The organism is Mesorhizobium sp. B2-4-13, from assembly GCF_006658535.1.
GTDB lineage: Bacteria > Pseudomonadota > Alphaproteobacteria > Rhizobiales > Rhizobiaceae > Mesorhizobium > Mesorhizobium australicum.
Genome location: NZ_VFVB01000004.1, coordinates 604,954 through 618,736, shown reverse-complemented (window position 1 = coordinate 618,736; position 13,783 = coordinate 604,954). Strand labels below are relative to the sequence as shown.

Annotated in this window: 12 protein-coding genes; 7 read left to right on the top strand and 5 right to left on the bottom strand. The window is 62.8% G+C overall.

Translation table 11 applies throughout. The features are described 5' to 3' along the window. Positions 1–223 precede the first annotated feature (223 nt). The gene (locus FJ936_RS14905) at positions 224–1,126 is read left to right on the top strand and encodes a LysR substrate-binding domain-containing protein (protein ID WP_140793588.1); all 903 of its coding nucleotides are present in this window, start codon (positions 224–226) and stop codon (positions 1,124–1,126) included. 252 nt (positions 1,127–1,378) lie between these two features. Then, positions 1,379–2,836 (top strand): NCS1 family nucleobase:cation symporter-1, encoded by a 1,458-nt coding sequence (locus tag FJ936_RS14900; protein WP_140793586.1) that lies wholly within the window; start codon positions 1,379–1,381, stop codon positions 2,834–2,836. Positions 2,837–2,872: 36 nt separating this feature from the next. Here FJ936_RS14900 and FJ936_RS14895 read toward each other — a convergent pair whose 3' ends face one another. The 5 genes from FJ936_RS14895 to tpiA form a co-directional block, all read right to left on the bottom strand. Beyond that, the gene (locus FJ936_RS14895) at positions 2,873–3,412 is read right to left on the bottom strand and encodes a DUF1697 domain-containing protein (protein WP_140793584.1); all 540 of its coding nucleotides are present in this window, start codon (positions 3,410–3,412) and stop codon (positions 2,873–2,875) included. An 8-nt stretch (positions 3,413–3,420) separates the two neighbouring features. Then, on the bottom strand, positions 3,421–5,058 hold the full coding sequence (locus FJ936_RS14890; protein ID WP_083883046.1) for a CTP synthase: 1,638 nt from the start codon (positions 5,056–5,058) through the stop codon (positions 3,421–3,423). Positions 5,059–5,357: 299 nt separating this feature from the next. Then, a complete protein-coding gene (locus FJ936_RS14885) occupies positions 5,358–6,488 on the bottom strand; it encodes a L,D-transpeptidase (RefSeq protein ID WP_140790119.1) in 1,131 nt (376 codons plus the stop codon). Between the two features lie 209 nt (positions 6,489–6,697). Beyond that, the gene (gene secG / locus FJ936_RS14880) at positions 6,698–7,174 is read right to left on the bottom strand and encodes a preprotein translocase subunit SecG (protein WP_140790121.1); all 477 of its coding nucleotides are present in this window, start codon (positions 7,172–7,174) and stop codon (positions 6,698–6,700) included. A 167-nt stretch (positions 7,175–7,341) separates the two neighbouring features. Then, a complete protein-coding gene (tpiA, locus tag FJ936_RS14875; RefSeq protein ID WP_141906713.1) occupies positions 7,342–8,112 on the bottom strand; it encodes a triose-phosphate isomerase in 771 nt (256 codons plus the stop codon). 143 nt (positions 8,113–8,255) lie between these two features. On the opposite strand from tpiA, the gene FJ936_RS14870 reads away from it, so the two are divergent. The 5 genes from FJ936_RS14870 (at position 8,256) to glp (ending at position 13,758) form a co-directional block, all read left to right on the top strand. Further along, entirely contained in the window at positions 8,256–10,148 is a 1,893-nt protein-coding gene (locus tag FJ936_RS14870) for a SurA N-terminal domain-containing protein (RefSeq protein ID WP_015317810.1), read from the top strand. Beyond that, the gene (trpD, locus tag FJ936_RS14865) at positions 10,145–11,155 is read left to right on the top strand and encodes an anthranilate phosphoribosyltransferase (RefSeq protein ID WP_140616428.1); all 1,011 of its coding nucleotides are present in this window, start codon (positions 10,145–10,147) and stop codon (positions 11,153–11,155) included. Before FJ936_RS14870 ends, trpD begins: the two co-directional genes overlap by 4 nt. A gap of 3 nt (positions 11,156–11,158) precedes the next feature. Further along, complete coding sequence (trpC, locus tag FJ936_RS14860; protein WP_140790124.1) at positions 11,159–12,004, top strand: indole-3-glycerol phosphate synthase TrpC; 846 nt, start codon at positions 11,159–11,161, stop codon at positions 12,002–12,004. 66 nt (positions 12,005–12,070) lie between these two features. Further along, positions 12,071–12,553, top strand: coding sequence for a cyclic pyranopterin monophosphate synthase MoaC (gene moaC, locus FJ936_RS14855; protein WP_140718001.1), 483 nt, complete (start codon positions 12,071–12,073; stop codon positions 12,551–12,553). Further along, positions 12,553–13,758 carry a gephyrin-like molybdotransferase Glp gene (gene glp / locus FJ936_RS14850; RefSeq protein WP_140727001.1) on the top strand — a complete coding sequence of 402 codons (1,206 nt, stop codon included), beginning with the start codon at positions 12,553–12,555 and terminating at the stop codon, positions 13,756–13,758. Before moaC ends, glp begins: the two co-directional genes overlap by 1 nt. Positions 13,759–13,783 lie beyond the last annotated feature (25 nt).

Here is a 13,783-nt window from a genome sequence, read left to right as displayed (position 1 = left end):
AGGCGCGGCTTGCAGTTTGCGCAAGGCTTCTCCCGCCACCGGTGGAAACCGGTCAAAACCGGCCTCACCTCTGGTTGGATCGTGCCGAAGTCCCCAAATTGTCGTTCTTGAGACGACTTAATTGCTCTTGCCTCTTGGGTATCCCCGAACGGGTCAGGCGATCAAACGCCAATTTTGTCCATATCGATTGACAAAAACTCAACTGGCAATTCATGATCGGCCGATGGCCCTACCCTCACTCAATGGCATGCGCGCTTTCGAGGCCGCCGCCCGTCTCGGCAGCGTCAAGGACGCAGCCGAAGAGCTGCATCTGACACCCTCGGCTATCAGCCGTCACATCCGCGCACTCGAACGGAATCTCGGCCAGGACCTGTTCGAGCGCGGCTTTCGGCAGATAACGCCGACCATTCGGGGTTCTTATTACGCACGCAGCCTCTCCGAAGCATTCGAAGCCATCTGGCGGGCCACCGATGATGTCAGTCTCGCCGGGGCCCCAAGCCACGGCAGGACCCAGCGTGTCCGGGTTTTGTGCGTCCCTGCTGTCCTGAACCTTTGGCTGGCGGACCGGCTGCCGAATTTTCGCCGGCGGCATCCGTCCGTGGATCTGGAGATCTCGACATCGGGCAAGCGGGCCAATTTCGATTTGGCCATCGTCGACGAGTTCGTCTACAAGGCCGGCCCGGCTCTGACGCTGCTGATCCCGCTGGTCCTGACGCCGGTCTGTGCGCCCTCGCTGCTTGAAGGGCCGATGCCGCTGCGATCGCCCGCCGACTTGGTCAACCACCACCTGATTCACGAATGCGAGACCATGCGATGGAAGCGCTGGCTGGAGCAGGAAGGCGTGTTGGACACGACGCCGAGATCCAGCACGACGCTGGATGATTGTACGCTGATCATGCGCGAGGCGATCAATGGCGCTGGAATAGCGCTCGCCGACACGATGATGGCCCAGGATCTGCTGCAGCAGGGCAAACTGGTCGCCCCGTTCAGCGCCCGCCATACCTATCCGGCCGGCATCTACCTGCATCAGCGCCGCAGCATCGGAAACAAGCCGGGTACGGGCCTGTTTCAGGATTGGCTGCTTTCCGAAGTCGAGGACCACAAGCGGGTGATGGCCATCGCCTAGGCAGCCTTGCTTGCCGATAGGCGTCGGGAACGCGGGTTTGTCCAGCTTGGAAGCCGTGGATCGAGAATTCGAATCGACAGGCAGGCCTGTTTCAAAAGCGGCTCACCATCACGGGCTCTCGATAATCGCGGTTCGCATTGAATATCTTTAAGGCCAAAGCCGGCAAATCGATTGCTTGCCGGTTCCCCTGCGTCAGGCGTAACCTCTGCGGTCAACGCGTGAGGGCGCGTGCTGCAAGAAGGGGACATTGCAATGACGATACAAGGCGCATCGCCTGACCTGTATAATGAAGACCTCGCTCCTGCCAAGGTTCGAAACTGGGGACCGTTTTCGATCTTCAACGTCTGGACGTCGGACGTCCATAGCCTGTGGGGCTACTATCTCGCCGCCAGCCTGTTTCTGTTCTGTGGCGGCTTCGTCAATTTCATCATCGCCATCGGCATCGGTTCGCTGATCATCTACGCACTGATGAACATGGTCGGTTATGCCGGTGTGAAGACCGGTGTGCCCTACCCCGTGCTCGCCCGCGCCTCCTTCGGCATCTGGGGCGCCAACATTCCGGCACTGGTGCGCGCCATCGTCGCCTGCTTCTGGTACGGCGCGCAGACAGCGGCCGCCTCAGGCGCCATCGTCGCATTGCTGATCCGCTCGCAATGGTTCGCCGATTTCAACGCCAATACCCATTTCCTTGGCCATTCCGGCCTGGAGGTGATCTGCTTCGTGATCATATGGGCACTGCAACTGCTGATCATCCAGCGCGGTATGGAAACGGTGCGCCGCTTCCAGGACTGGGCCGGCCCGGCGGTCTGGGTGATGATGCTGATCCTGGCCATCTATCTCTGCGTCAAATCAGGAACCTTCGCTTTCACCAGCGATATCCCAATGGATGTACTGCTGGAAAAGACCAAGGATGCGGGCGTCCCTGGTACTCCAGGGTCTTGGACCGCACTGTTTGCTGTGGCGGCGATCTGGGTGACTTACTTCTCGGCGCTCTATCTAAACTTCTGCGATTTCGCCCGTTATGCCCCCGACCAGGCATCGCTGCGCAAGGGCAATATCTGGGGCCTGCCTATCAACCTGATCCTGTTCTCGCTGGTCGCCGGCGTCACCACCATCGCCGCCTACGACGTCTACCATGAGGTGCTGCTGCACCCCGACCAGATCTCGGCCAAGTTCGACAGCTGGTTCCTGGCCGCCCTTGCCGCCCTTACCTTCGCGGTGGCGACGCTCGGCATCAATGTCGTGGCCAACTTCGTCTCGCCGGCCTTCGATTTTTCCAATGTCTTTCCCCGCCAGATCGACTTCAAGAAAGGCGGCTACATCGCGGCCGTCATCGCGCTGGTGCTCTATCCCTTCGCACCGTGGGAAGGCAGTGCGGCTTCCTTCGTCAACGTCATCGGCGCAACGATGGGGCCGATCTTCGGCGTGATGATGGTCGATTACTATCTGATCCGCAAAGGTGAGGTCGACGTCGAGGCGCTGTATCGCGAGGACGGCGAGTTCCGCTTCCAGGGTGGCTGGCACGTCAATGCGTTCATCGCCGCCGGCATCGGCGCCATCTTCTCGTCGATCCTGCCCAACTTCACCAACTGGCTGCCGTCCTGGTGGGGCGTCTATGGCTGGTTCTTCGGCGTGGCGATTGCCGGCGTCATCTACTACGTGCTGCGCACCGCGGCCGTGAGCGCCAGCGCCAAGATGGCGAAAGCTTGATGAAACCATAGCGGGGCGGCCCCGAGCCGCCCCGCTCTACCGCGCGATCATTTCGGCCAGCTTGCGCACGGTGTTCCAGTTGCGCGATGTGCCGACGCCCATGCGCTTGTGGTTGGCAGCGGCAAGCAGGCGCGAGCTAGGCCTCTCCCTTGAAAAGACGATCCAGATGTCGCCGCCGACCAGAAGCACCTTCTCGTCCGCGACGGCACAGGCTTGAAGCCCCGATATGGCATCTTCGGCCACAGGTTTGCGCATCACGCGCACCGCCACCTGGTCGCCGGCTTCCACCGACTCGGTCGGGAATGGATTGCTGGCTGCGAGTTTGCGCCAGTCTTCGGCGGCACGCACGATGATATCGACATGGCGGCCAAAGGCCTGTTCGAAGGCGGATTCCAGGCGTGTCTCAAGCGTGGTGATCGAGGTCCTTTCACTCTCGAAGACCAGGTTGCCGGTCGCCACCAAGGTGCGGACATTCTTCAGGCCGAGACTTTCCGCCATGGCCTTGAGGTCGGACATGACGACCCGCCGCCCCTCTCCCAGGACGATGCTGTAGAGAAGCGCGACATAGGTCCGCATGGGAGCGATCAGACCAGGCGGCTCTGCTCCACCGCCGCCTCGATGAAGCTGGCAAACAGCGGATGCGGATCGAGCGGCCGGCTCTTCAGTTCGGGGTGATATTGCACGCCGATGAACCAGGGATGGTCGGGGTATTCGACCGTCTCCGGCAGCACACCGTCGGGCGACATGCCTGCAAACACCAGCCCGCAATCCTCCAGGCGCTGCTTGTAGTCGATATTGACCTCGTAGCGGTGCCGGTGACGTTCGGAAATCTGGGTGTCGCCATAGATGTCGGCGATCTTCGAGCCCTTGGCGAGCTCGGCCTGATAGGCGCCGAGCCGCATGGTGCCGCCGAGATCGCCGGTCGCCCTGCGCTTTTCCAGCATGTTGCCTTTCAGCCATTCGGTCATCAAACCGACGACCGGCTCCTTGGTCGGGCCGAATTCGGTCGACGAGGCATGTTCGACACCGGCCAGCGATCGCGCCGCCTCGATGCACGCCATCTGCATGCCGAAGCAGATGCCGAAATACGGCACCTTGCGCTCGCGTGCGAATTTGGCCGCCAGGATCTTGCCTTCTGAGCCGCGTTCGCCGAAGCCGCCGGGCACCAATATGCCGTGCACCTTCTCCAGCCAAGGCGTCGGGTCTTCCTTTTCGAAGATTTCCGATTCGATCCAGTCGAGCTTGACCTTGACGTGATTGGCCAGCCCGCCATGCGAAAGCGCCTCGATCAGCGATTTGTAGGCATCCTTGAGGCCGGTATACTTGCCGACGATGGCGATGGTGACCTCGCCTTCCGGATTGTGGATGCGGTTGGAGACGGCCTGCCACGGCTCCATGCGCGGCTTGGGCGCCGGCTCGATGCCGAAGGCAGCGAGCACTTCCGAATCCAGACCTTCCTTGTGATAGGCCATCGGCACGTCGTAGATATGTGGCACGTCGAGCGCCTGGATGACGGCGCTTTCCCTGACATTACAGAACAGCGACAGCTTGCGGCGCTCTTCCTTGGGGATGGCGCGGTCGGCGCGCACCAGAAGAATGTCGGGCGCGATGCCTATGCCGCGCAGCTCCTTGACCGAATGCTGGGTCGGCTTGGTCTTCAGTTCGCCCGCCGTCGGGATATAGGGCATCAGCGTCAGGTGGACATAGACGGCGTTGTTGCGCGGCAGATCGTTGCCGAGCTGGCGGATCGCCTCGAGGAACGGCATCGCCTCGATGTCGCCGACCGTGCCGCCGATCTCGCACAGCACGAAATCATAGTCGTCATTGCCGTCGAGGACGAAGTTCTTGATCTCGTCGGTGACGTGCGGGATCACCTGCACGGTGGCGCCGAGATAATCGCCGCGCCGCTCGCGCTCGATGATGTTCTTGTAGATACGCCCGGTCGTGATGTTGTCCTGCTGATTGGCGGACCGGCCGGTGAAGCGCTCGTAATGGCCAAGATCGAGGTCGGTCTCGGCACCGTCATCGGTGACGAACACCTCGCCGTGCTGGTACGGCGACATCGTGCCGGGATCGACGTTCAGATAAGGGTCGAGTTTTTTGATGCGTGCGCGATAACCTCGCGCCTGCAGGAGAGCCCCAAGGGCCGCTGCGGCAATGCCTTTTCCAAGTGAGGAAACCACGCCGCCTGTGATGAATACATATCGCGCCATGGGAGTCATCGCTTAACGCGGCCGGATTGATTCCGCCAGAGAAAAAACCGCCGCGAAGGCTTTTTCCCAAAAAGGCGCTCGGACCATGATCCCGAAAAGTGGGATCCGGCTTTCGGACAGGCATCACGGCCAAAGGGTTTTGACCGGGGGTCTTACAGCAATTCCAGGAAAGGTGCGTAGCGATTTTCCGTCCGGAATGGCGTAAAAACAATGGCTTAGAGCCGGTCGGCGATTCCATCAAACGTTGAATCGCTCTAACAAAACAAAAGGGCCGGCTGAGCCGGCCCTTCGGCATGATGACGGAAACGTCAGATGATGACGACTTTGGTGCCGACCCGGACGCGGCTGTATAGATCCATGACGTGCTCGTTCATCATGCGGAAGCAGCCATTGGACGCGCTGGTGCCGATCGACTGCGGCGCGATGGTGCCGTGGATACGCAGATGCGTGTCCTTCCTGCCATCATAGAGATAGATGGCGCGGGCGCCGAGCGGGTTCTGGCCGCCGCCTGCCATGCCGTCCTTATACTGGCCGTAGTGCTTGGGCTCGCGCTTCTGCATGTCGAGCGTCGGGATCCAGCGCGGCCACTCCTGCTTGTCACCAACCGCGACCGTGCCCTTGAACTGGAGGCCTTCGCGGCCGACCGCGATGGCGTAACGGCGTGCGGTGGTCGATGATTCGACGAGGTAGAGTCGGCGAGCGCTGGTGTCGATGACGATTGTGCCGGCGTCATAGCCGGTGAATTCCACGTCCTGAGGCACGAATTCCGGCTTCACCTTGAACGGCTTCTTGGCGTTCTTCTGGGCAAGTGCCGAGTCGAGCGCGCGTGTCTCGGGCAGATAGCTGATCGATGAGCCAGACGATGTTCCACCGAACAGACCCGCGAACAGGCCGCCGCTTGACTGCTTCTGGCCGCCGACGACCTCGCTGCGCAGTTCGCCATTGTTGCCCGTCAAAGCGACATTCATCGCCTCGGCTGGGATCGGTTCGACCGCCGGGATCGGGGTGACAGGTTCGATCGGTTCGATGATCTTGACGGTCTTCTTGGCCGGCTTGGCATCGGCCACTTCGGTTGCCGCTGCTTTCTGGCCCTTGCTGGCCAGGAACGCCTGCCGATCTGCGTCAGCCCTGGCCTTGGCCGCCTCGCGCATCGCCATTTTCCTGGCCTCGAGCGCCTTGGCCTTGGCATCCTCCTTGTCGGCAACGATCTTGGCCTCGATCTTCTTGATCTGGGCAAGATCCTCCGGCGTGGGGTTTTTCTTCTTCTTGAGAAGCTTCAACTGCGTCGCATCGCTTTTGGCAGCGACGGGGATGGCGTCGGTCTTTTCGAGCGACACCGACTGTTGTGCGGCCATGTTTGCCGGCATGGCGGCGGAGGCCGGGGAACTTATGCCGATTGCGGCGCAAAGTCCCAGGAAAATGAAGCTGCGAAGCTGCATGGCGAAGATCCGATCGTTCAATGCTTGTTGCCCACGGCGTCGCCCGGCGTCCCCCAAGGACGCCGAAAATGCCGCGTGCAATCTATAGTCGAATAAGCGCGTATGCCTCAAGCGCGAGACCGCGCCGTGGTCCGTCGAATCTTCGTGATTGCGCAGCATTTGCCGCGACTGTGTTCAAACGAACACAGATCGCGGTTTAGAACATAAGGTTATTGGTTCGGAACCTGAGGCGACGCCGGCGCGGTGTTGGTGGTTCCATTGGCCGCTGGCGGCGTGGTGCTGCCGGCGGGCGCGGTGGCCGGGGCCGTCGCCAGCGGTTCTGTCGCGGCGTCGTTGCCGGACGGCGGCGTCGGCGTGGTGTTGCCGGCGGGTGCCGGCGTGGCCGTACCCGGCAATTGGTTGAGCACGCCCTTGCCGGCGCCATCCGAGGTCGCGGGAACCCGATCGAGAATGTCGATCGGCTTTTCGCCGTAGCGGGCAATGATCGACAAGGTCAGCGACGTCACAAAGAACGCTGCCGCCAGGATCGCCGTCGCCCGGGTCAATGCGTTGGCCGCGCCGCGCGCGGTCATGAAGCCCGATCCGCCACCAATGCCGAGACCGCCACCTTCGGAGCGCTGCAGCAGCACCACGCCGACAAGGGCGAGCACGACCATGAGATGGATGACGATCAGTACGGTTTGCATAATTTATCCTGGCAAGGCCCTGCCCGGCCGCGGACACGGCCGGTGAATTGGAGGCGGCTCAATACAATGCTTTCACGACATTTCCAAGCCCGTGGCCGGAATATGGGAAGCAACGCCCTCTTTGCAACGAATTTGGACGGGACGAGACCCGTCCATCCTCGCGAATCTCAGCCAGCAATGCTGCGATAGGCTTCGGCGATACCCAGGAAATCAGCCGCTTTCAGGCTGGCGCCGCCGACCAGCGCGCCGTCGACATTCCTGACGCCCAGCAGTTCAACGGCGTTGGAAGGCTTGACCGAGCCACCGTAGAGGATGCGCATCCTGGCGGCGGCGGTCCCAAGTTTTTCCGCCAGCTTTTCGCGGATATGCGCATGCGCCTCGGCCACATCGGCCGCGGTTGGCGTCAGGCCGGTGCCGATCGCCCAAACCGGCTCATAGGCAATGACGGTGTTCGATGGCGTGGCGCTTGGCGGCACCGAGCCGGCGACCTGGCGCGACAGCACCTCCAGCGTCGCTCCAGCCTCACGCTCCTGCCGCGTCTCGCCGATGCACACGATGGCCACGAGCCCGGCCCGCCAGGCGGCGGTGGCCTTGGCCTGGACCGTCGCATCGTCCTCGCCGCTTTGCTCGCGGCATTCGGAATGGCCGACAATGACATGGCTGGCGCCTGCGTCCTTCAGCATCTCCGCGGAGATACAGCCGGTATAGGCACCGCTTTCCTTGGGATGGCAGTCCTCGCCACCGGCATGGACCGGCGTGCGCGACAAAATCTCCGCGGCATGGGAAAGCAGCGTCGCGGGAACGCAGACCAGCGCTTCGGTCTCGGCGTCGAGCCCGCTCATGAGACCGTTGCCGATCATCCTGAGCTCGTTCAGCGAGGCGCTGGTGCCGTTCATTTTCCAGTTGCCGGCGACAAGCGGGCGAATTCCTGGCGTCATGGTGTGCTTCTCCGGGCGATATCAAGCTCTGGCCCTCACTACCAAAATCAGGCCACAAAGCAATCGACAGTGGGCAGGAAGGGCGCTATTGCGCTTGGTTCAGACTCGGCGCATGCGAAAATGCGCATAAATCGGAAGTAACCATGCTTGGTATATTGAGAAGCGCGGCGGGTACCTGGGTCGCGAAGACATTGCTTTCGCTGCTGGTGGTCAGTTTCGCCGCCTGGGGCATCTCCGGACGGCTGATGGGCGGCTTCGCGGGCCACGATTCGGTAATAACGGCCGGCGGCACCAAGGTATCGATCAACGAATACCGCCTCGCCTATGACCGCCAGCTCGCCGTCATGTCGCAGCAGTTTGGTCAGCGCCTCACGCATGAACAGGCAAAGGCGCTCGGCATCGACAACCAGGTGCTGGCGCAACTCGTTTCCGGTGCCGTCCTCGACGAGCAGGCACGCAAGCTCGGCCTCGGCCTTTCCAAGGATCGGCTGGCCGAACTCACCCGCGAAGACCCGGCTTTCAAGGGCCCTGGCGGTCAGTTCGACCGAAGGACATTCGACTACATGCTGCACCAGGTCGGCATGCGGCCCGAGGATTATCTGAAGAACCGTGCCCAGGTAGCGGTGCGCCAGCAGATCGTCGAGGCGGTCTCGGACGGCCTCAAGGCGCCGGACACGTTCTTCAAGGCGGTCGCGCTCTACCGCGGTGAAGACCGCACCGTCGACTATTTGACTTTGCCGAAGGCGCTGGTCGAGCCGATCGCGGCGCCGAGCGACAGCGTGCTTCAGGCCTATTTCGAGGCCAACAAGAAGAGCTACGCCGCACCTGAATACCGCAAATTCTCGTATGTCCGCCTCGAACCGGCGGACATTATGGATACGACCGCGGTCACCGACCAGCAGGTCAGTGACGACTACAACAAGAACAAGTCACGCTACACCACGCCCGAAATGCGCACCATCGAGCAGCTTGTGTTCAAGACGCCGGATGCCGCCAAGGCGGCGCTCGATTCGCTCAAGGCCGGCGCCACCTTCGACAAGCTGGTGACCGCTGAGGGCAAGACCCCGGCCGACACGCTGCTTGGCACGCTCGCCAAGGACAAGATCGCCGACAAGGCGGTTGCCGATGCCGCCTTCGCGCTCAACGCCAACGAAGTCAGCCAGGTCGTGCAGGGCGCCTTCGGTCCGGTGCTGCTGCGCGTGACCGAGATCAAGCCCGAGGTGGTGAAGCCGCTCGCCGAAGTGTCGGACCAGATCCGCAAGGACCTGGCGCTGGGCGAGGCAAGCCGCATCCTTCTGGATGTGCACGACAATTATGAAGACACCCGCGCATCGGGCAGTTCGCTGGCCGATGCCGCCGCCAAATTGAAGCTTAAGGACATCACCATCGACGCCATCGATCGCAACGGCCTGAGGCCCGATGGCTCCATCGTCAAGGACCTGCCGGAATCGCCGGCGCTGATCAAGGCCGTCTTCGATGCGGAACCGAACACCGAAAACGAGGCGCTGACCACGGCGGACAACGGCTTCGTCTTCTATGAGGTCGGTTCGATCACACCGGCCCGCGACCGCACTCTTGATGAGGTGCGCCAAAAGGTTGTCGCCGACTGGACGGCGGCCGAGACCGCCAAGCGGCTCGCCGCCAAGGCGGACGAACTCGAGAAGCGCCTCAAGGCCGGCACCACGCTCGACGTCATCGCCGGCGAACTCAAGCTGGAGAAGCAGACCAAGCGCGGCTTGAAGCGCGAAGCCGACGATGCCGATTTCGGCAAGGAAGGCGCCGCCGTCATGTTCGGCGTCGGCGAAGGCGGCACCGGATTGATCCCCTCGCCCACCGGCGACGGCCAGATCCTGTTCAAGGTCGCCGAAGTATTCGAACCGGCCGGCGCCGACGCCAGCTCGGTGCCGGACGACGCGCAGAAATCATTCACCTCCGGCATGTCCGACGACCTGCTCGACCAGTTGGTGGCGCAGTTGCAGACGCAGTACGACGTCCGCGTCGACCAGGCCGCCGTTGCCCAAGCCTCGACAAGATGAGCGCGCTGAAAACCCATATCGCCAAGGTCGCGACCGGCACCGCCCTGTCCTTCGAGGAGGCGTGCGAGGCCTTTGACATCATCATGTCGGGCGATGCGACCCCAGGGCAGATCGGCGGCTTCCTGATGGCGTTGCGCGTACGCGGCGAGACGGTGAGCGAAATATCGGGCGCTGTCGCCACGATGCGCGCCAAGATGCTGCGCGTCGATGCTCCTGACGGCGCCATCGACATCGTCGGTACCGGCGGCGACAATTCGCATTCGGTCAACATCTCGACGGCTTCCGCCTTTGTCATTGCCGGCAGCGGCGTGCCGGTCGCCAAGCACGGCAATCGCGGCCTGTCCTCGCTGACCGGCGCGGCCGACGTGCTGATTGCCCTTGGCGTCAGGATCGACATCGCGCCGGAGCTAATCGGCAAGTGCATCCATGAAGCCGGCGTCGGCTTCATGTTCGCGCCGGCGCACCATCCGGCTATGAAGCATGTCGGTCCGGTTCGTGGCGAGCTTGGTACGCGCACCATCTTCAACCTGCTCGGCCCGCTTTCGAACCCGGCTAGCGTCAGGCGGCAGATGGTCGGCGTGTTCATGCCGGAATGGATCATGCCGGTGGCCGAAACGCTGAAGGCGCTCGGCACCGAGCATGCCTGGGTCGCCCACGGCGATGGTTATGACGAGATCACCACCACAGGCGAGACACAGGTAGCTGAACTGGTTGGCGGCGAAATCCGCAGCTTCACGCTGACCCCGGAAGAGGTTGGACTGAAGCGTCATACCAAGGATGAGTTGCGTGGCGGTGATGCCGCCTACAATGCCAAGGCCTTGCGCGATATGCTGGGCGGCACCGCCGGCGCCTATCGCGACACGGTGTTGATGAATGCCGGCGCCGGACTGGTGATTGCGGGCAAGGCGACGACGCTCGGTGACGGCATCGCCATCGCCGCACAGGCCATCGACAGCGGCCGGGCGCTGCAGGTGCTCGACCGGCTGGTCGAGATTTCGAACGGGTGAACCGTGTCTGACATTCTGCGCAAGATCGAAGTCTACAAGCGCGACGAGATCGCCGCCGCCAAGGCAAGCGTGCCGCTGGCAGAGATCAAGGCGCGCGCGAAGGACGCCGACGCGCCGCGCGGGTTCCTCGCCGCGCTCGAAGCCAAGCGCGGATCGGGTGGCTTCGCACTGATAGCCGAGATCAAGAAGGCAAGTCCGTCCAAAGGGCTGATCCGTGCCGATTTCGATCCGCCGAGCCTGGCCAGGGCCTATGAAAAAGGCGGCGCGGCCTGTCTTTCCGTGCTGACCGATGGGCCCTCCTTTCAGGGCGCACCGGAGTTTCTGACCGAGGCGCGAGCCGCTGTGACGCTGCCCGCCCTGCGCAAGGATTTCCTGTTCGACCCCTACCAGGTCTACGAGGCGCGCGCCTGGGGCGCGGACGCCATTTTGATCATCATGGCCAGCGTCGATGATGCCATGGCCAGCCAACTCGAATCGACCGCGTTCGAGCTCGGCATGGACGCCCTGATCGAGGTGCACGATGAAGCCGAGACCGAGCGAGCGCTGAAACTGTCATCGCAATTGATCGGCATCAACAACCGCAATCTGCGGACATTCGAGACCAGCCTCGATACGTCGGAGCGGCTGCGGGCGATGGTGCCGGGGGGTCATTTGCTGGTCAGCGAAAGCGGCATTTTCTCGCATGACGATTGCCTTAGACTGCAAAGGATGGACATCGGGGCCTTCCTGGTGGGCGAGAGCTTGATGCGCCAACGGGACGTGACCGCTGCAACGCGCTCGCTGCTCACGGGCAAGGCGTCCGATGCGGGTCGAAAATCGGAATCGATTTTCGGAGAGCACGATGCATAGAGTCAAAGTGACAGAGCGCACTCTGTGCGTCCGAATGGACGCACGTCGCTCTATGGCGATTTGACGATGACAGGCGCTCTCACCCATCTTGGCGCACAGGGCGAGGCCAACATGGTCGATGTCGGCGGCAAGGACGAGACGACGCGCACCGCGATCGCCGAGGGTTTCGTCTCGATGCAGCCAGAGACGTTGAAGACCATCCTCGCCGGCAATGCCAAAAAAGGCGATGTGCTCGGCACGGCGCGCATCGCCGGCATCATGGCAGCGAAGAAGACCCATGAGTTGATCCCGCTCTGCCACCCCCTGCTGCTGACCAAGGTTTCCGTCGACATAGAGCCTGACCATACTCTGCCCGGCCTGAAGGTCACCGCCCTTGCACGCGTCACCGGCAAGACCGGCGTCGAAATGGAAGCATTGACGGCAGCCTCGGTGGCCTGCCTGACCATTTACGACATGGCCAAGGCGGTTGACCGCGCCATGGTCATCTCCGGCATACGGCTGGTCGAAAAGACCGGCGGCAAGTCCGGCGACTACAAGGCAGGGCTCTGATGGCACTGGTTCCGGTCGCCGACGCGCTCGAGCGCCTGCTCGACGGCGCCGTCCCGCTGGCCGGCGAAAGCGTCCCGCTCATCGAGGCGATCGATCGTGTGCTGGCGGAACCGGTCATGGCGCTGCGCACCCAGCCGCCCTTCAACGCTTCGGCCATGGACGGCTATGCGGTGCGAGCCGCCGATGTCGCGTCGGTGCCGTCGAAACTCTCGGTGATCGGCATGGCGCCGGCCGGACGCGGCTTTGACGGCGCGGTCGGCCAGGCACAGGCAGTGCGTATCTTCACCGGCGCACCGCTGCCTGACGGCGCCGACACCATCGTCATCCAGGAAAACGTCCGGGATCTCGGCGGCGGCAACATCGAAGTGATCGAGCCCACCGCCGTGTGGCGTAACATTCGCCGCGTCGGCCTCGATTTTTCCAGGGGCGACGTGCTGCTGGAGACCGGGCGCGTGCTCGACCCGGCGGCACTGTCGCTGGCGGCATCGGCCAATCATCCCCGAGTAAGCGTGGTGAAACGGCCGCTGGTCGCCATCATCGCCACCGGTGACGAGTTGTTGCCGCCCGGCAGCGAACTCGGGCCCGACCAGATTATTTCGTCCAACGCCTATGGCGTCGCCGCGGCGGCACAATCGATCGGTGCCTGTGCGCTCGATCTCGGGATCGCCGCCGACCGCAAGGACGATATCGCCGGCCTGGTCAGGAAAGCGGTCGCGGCGGGTGCCGATGTCATCGTCACGCTGGGCGGCGCCTCGGTCGGCGACCACGACCTGATCCATGACGTGCTGACCGGCGAAGGCATGACGCTCGGCTTCTGGAAGATCGCCATGCGTCCCGGCAAGCCGCTGATGTTCGGGCGCCTCGGCGATATCAGATGCATCGGCCTGCCCGGCAACCCGGTAGCAAGCCTGGTCTGCTCGCAATTGTTCCTGAAGCCGCTTCTGGCAAGGCTGGGCGGTCGCGACCATCGTCAGGACATCCGCCCGGCTCGGCTGGGCGCCGCAATGGCGGCGAATGATCTGCGCCAGGATTACGTGCGGGCGGTGGTCAGGGAGGATGACGGCGAACTGGTGGCGACGCCGTTCGGCATCCAGGATTCCTCGATGCTGAGAATGCTGGCCGACGCCAACGGACTGGTCGTGCGCGCGCCTTTTGCCCCTGCATCCGCTGCGGGCGACGCTTGCAGCGTTCTGATGTTGCGCTGACAGCGTTCTGACGTTGTGCTGAAGA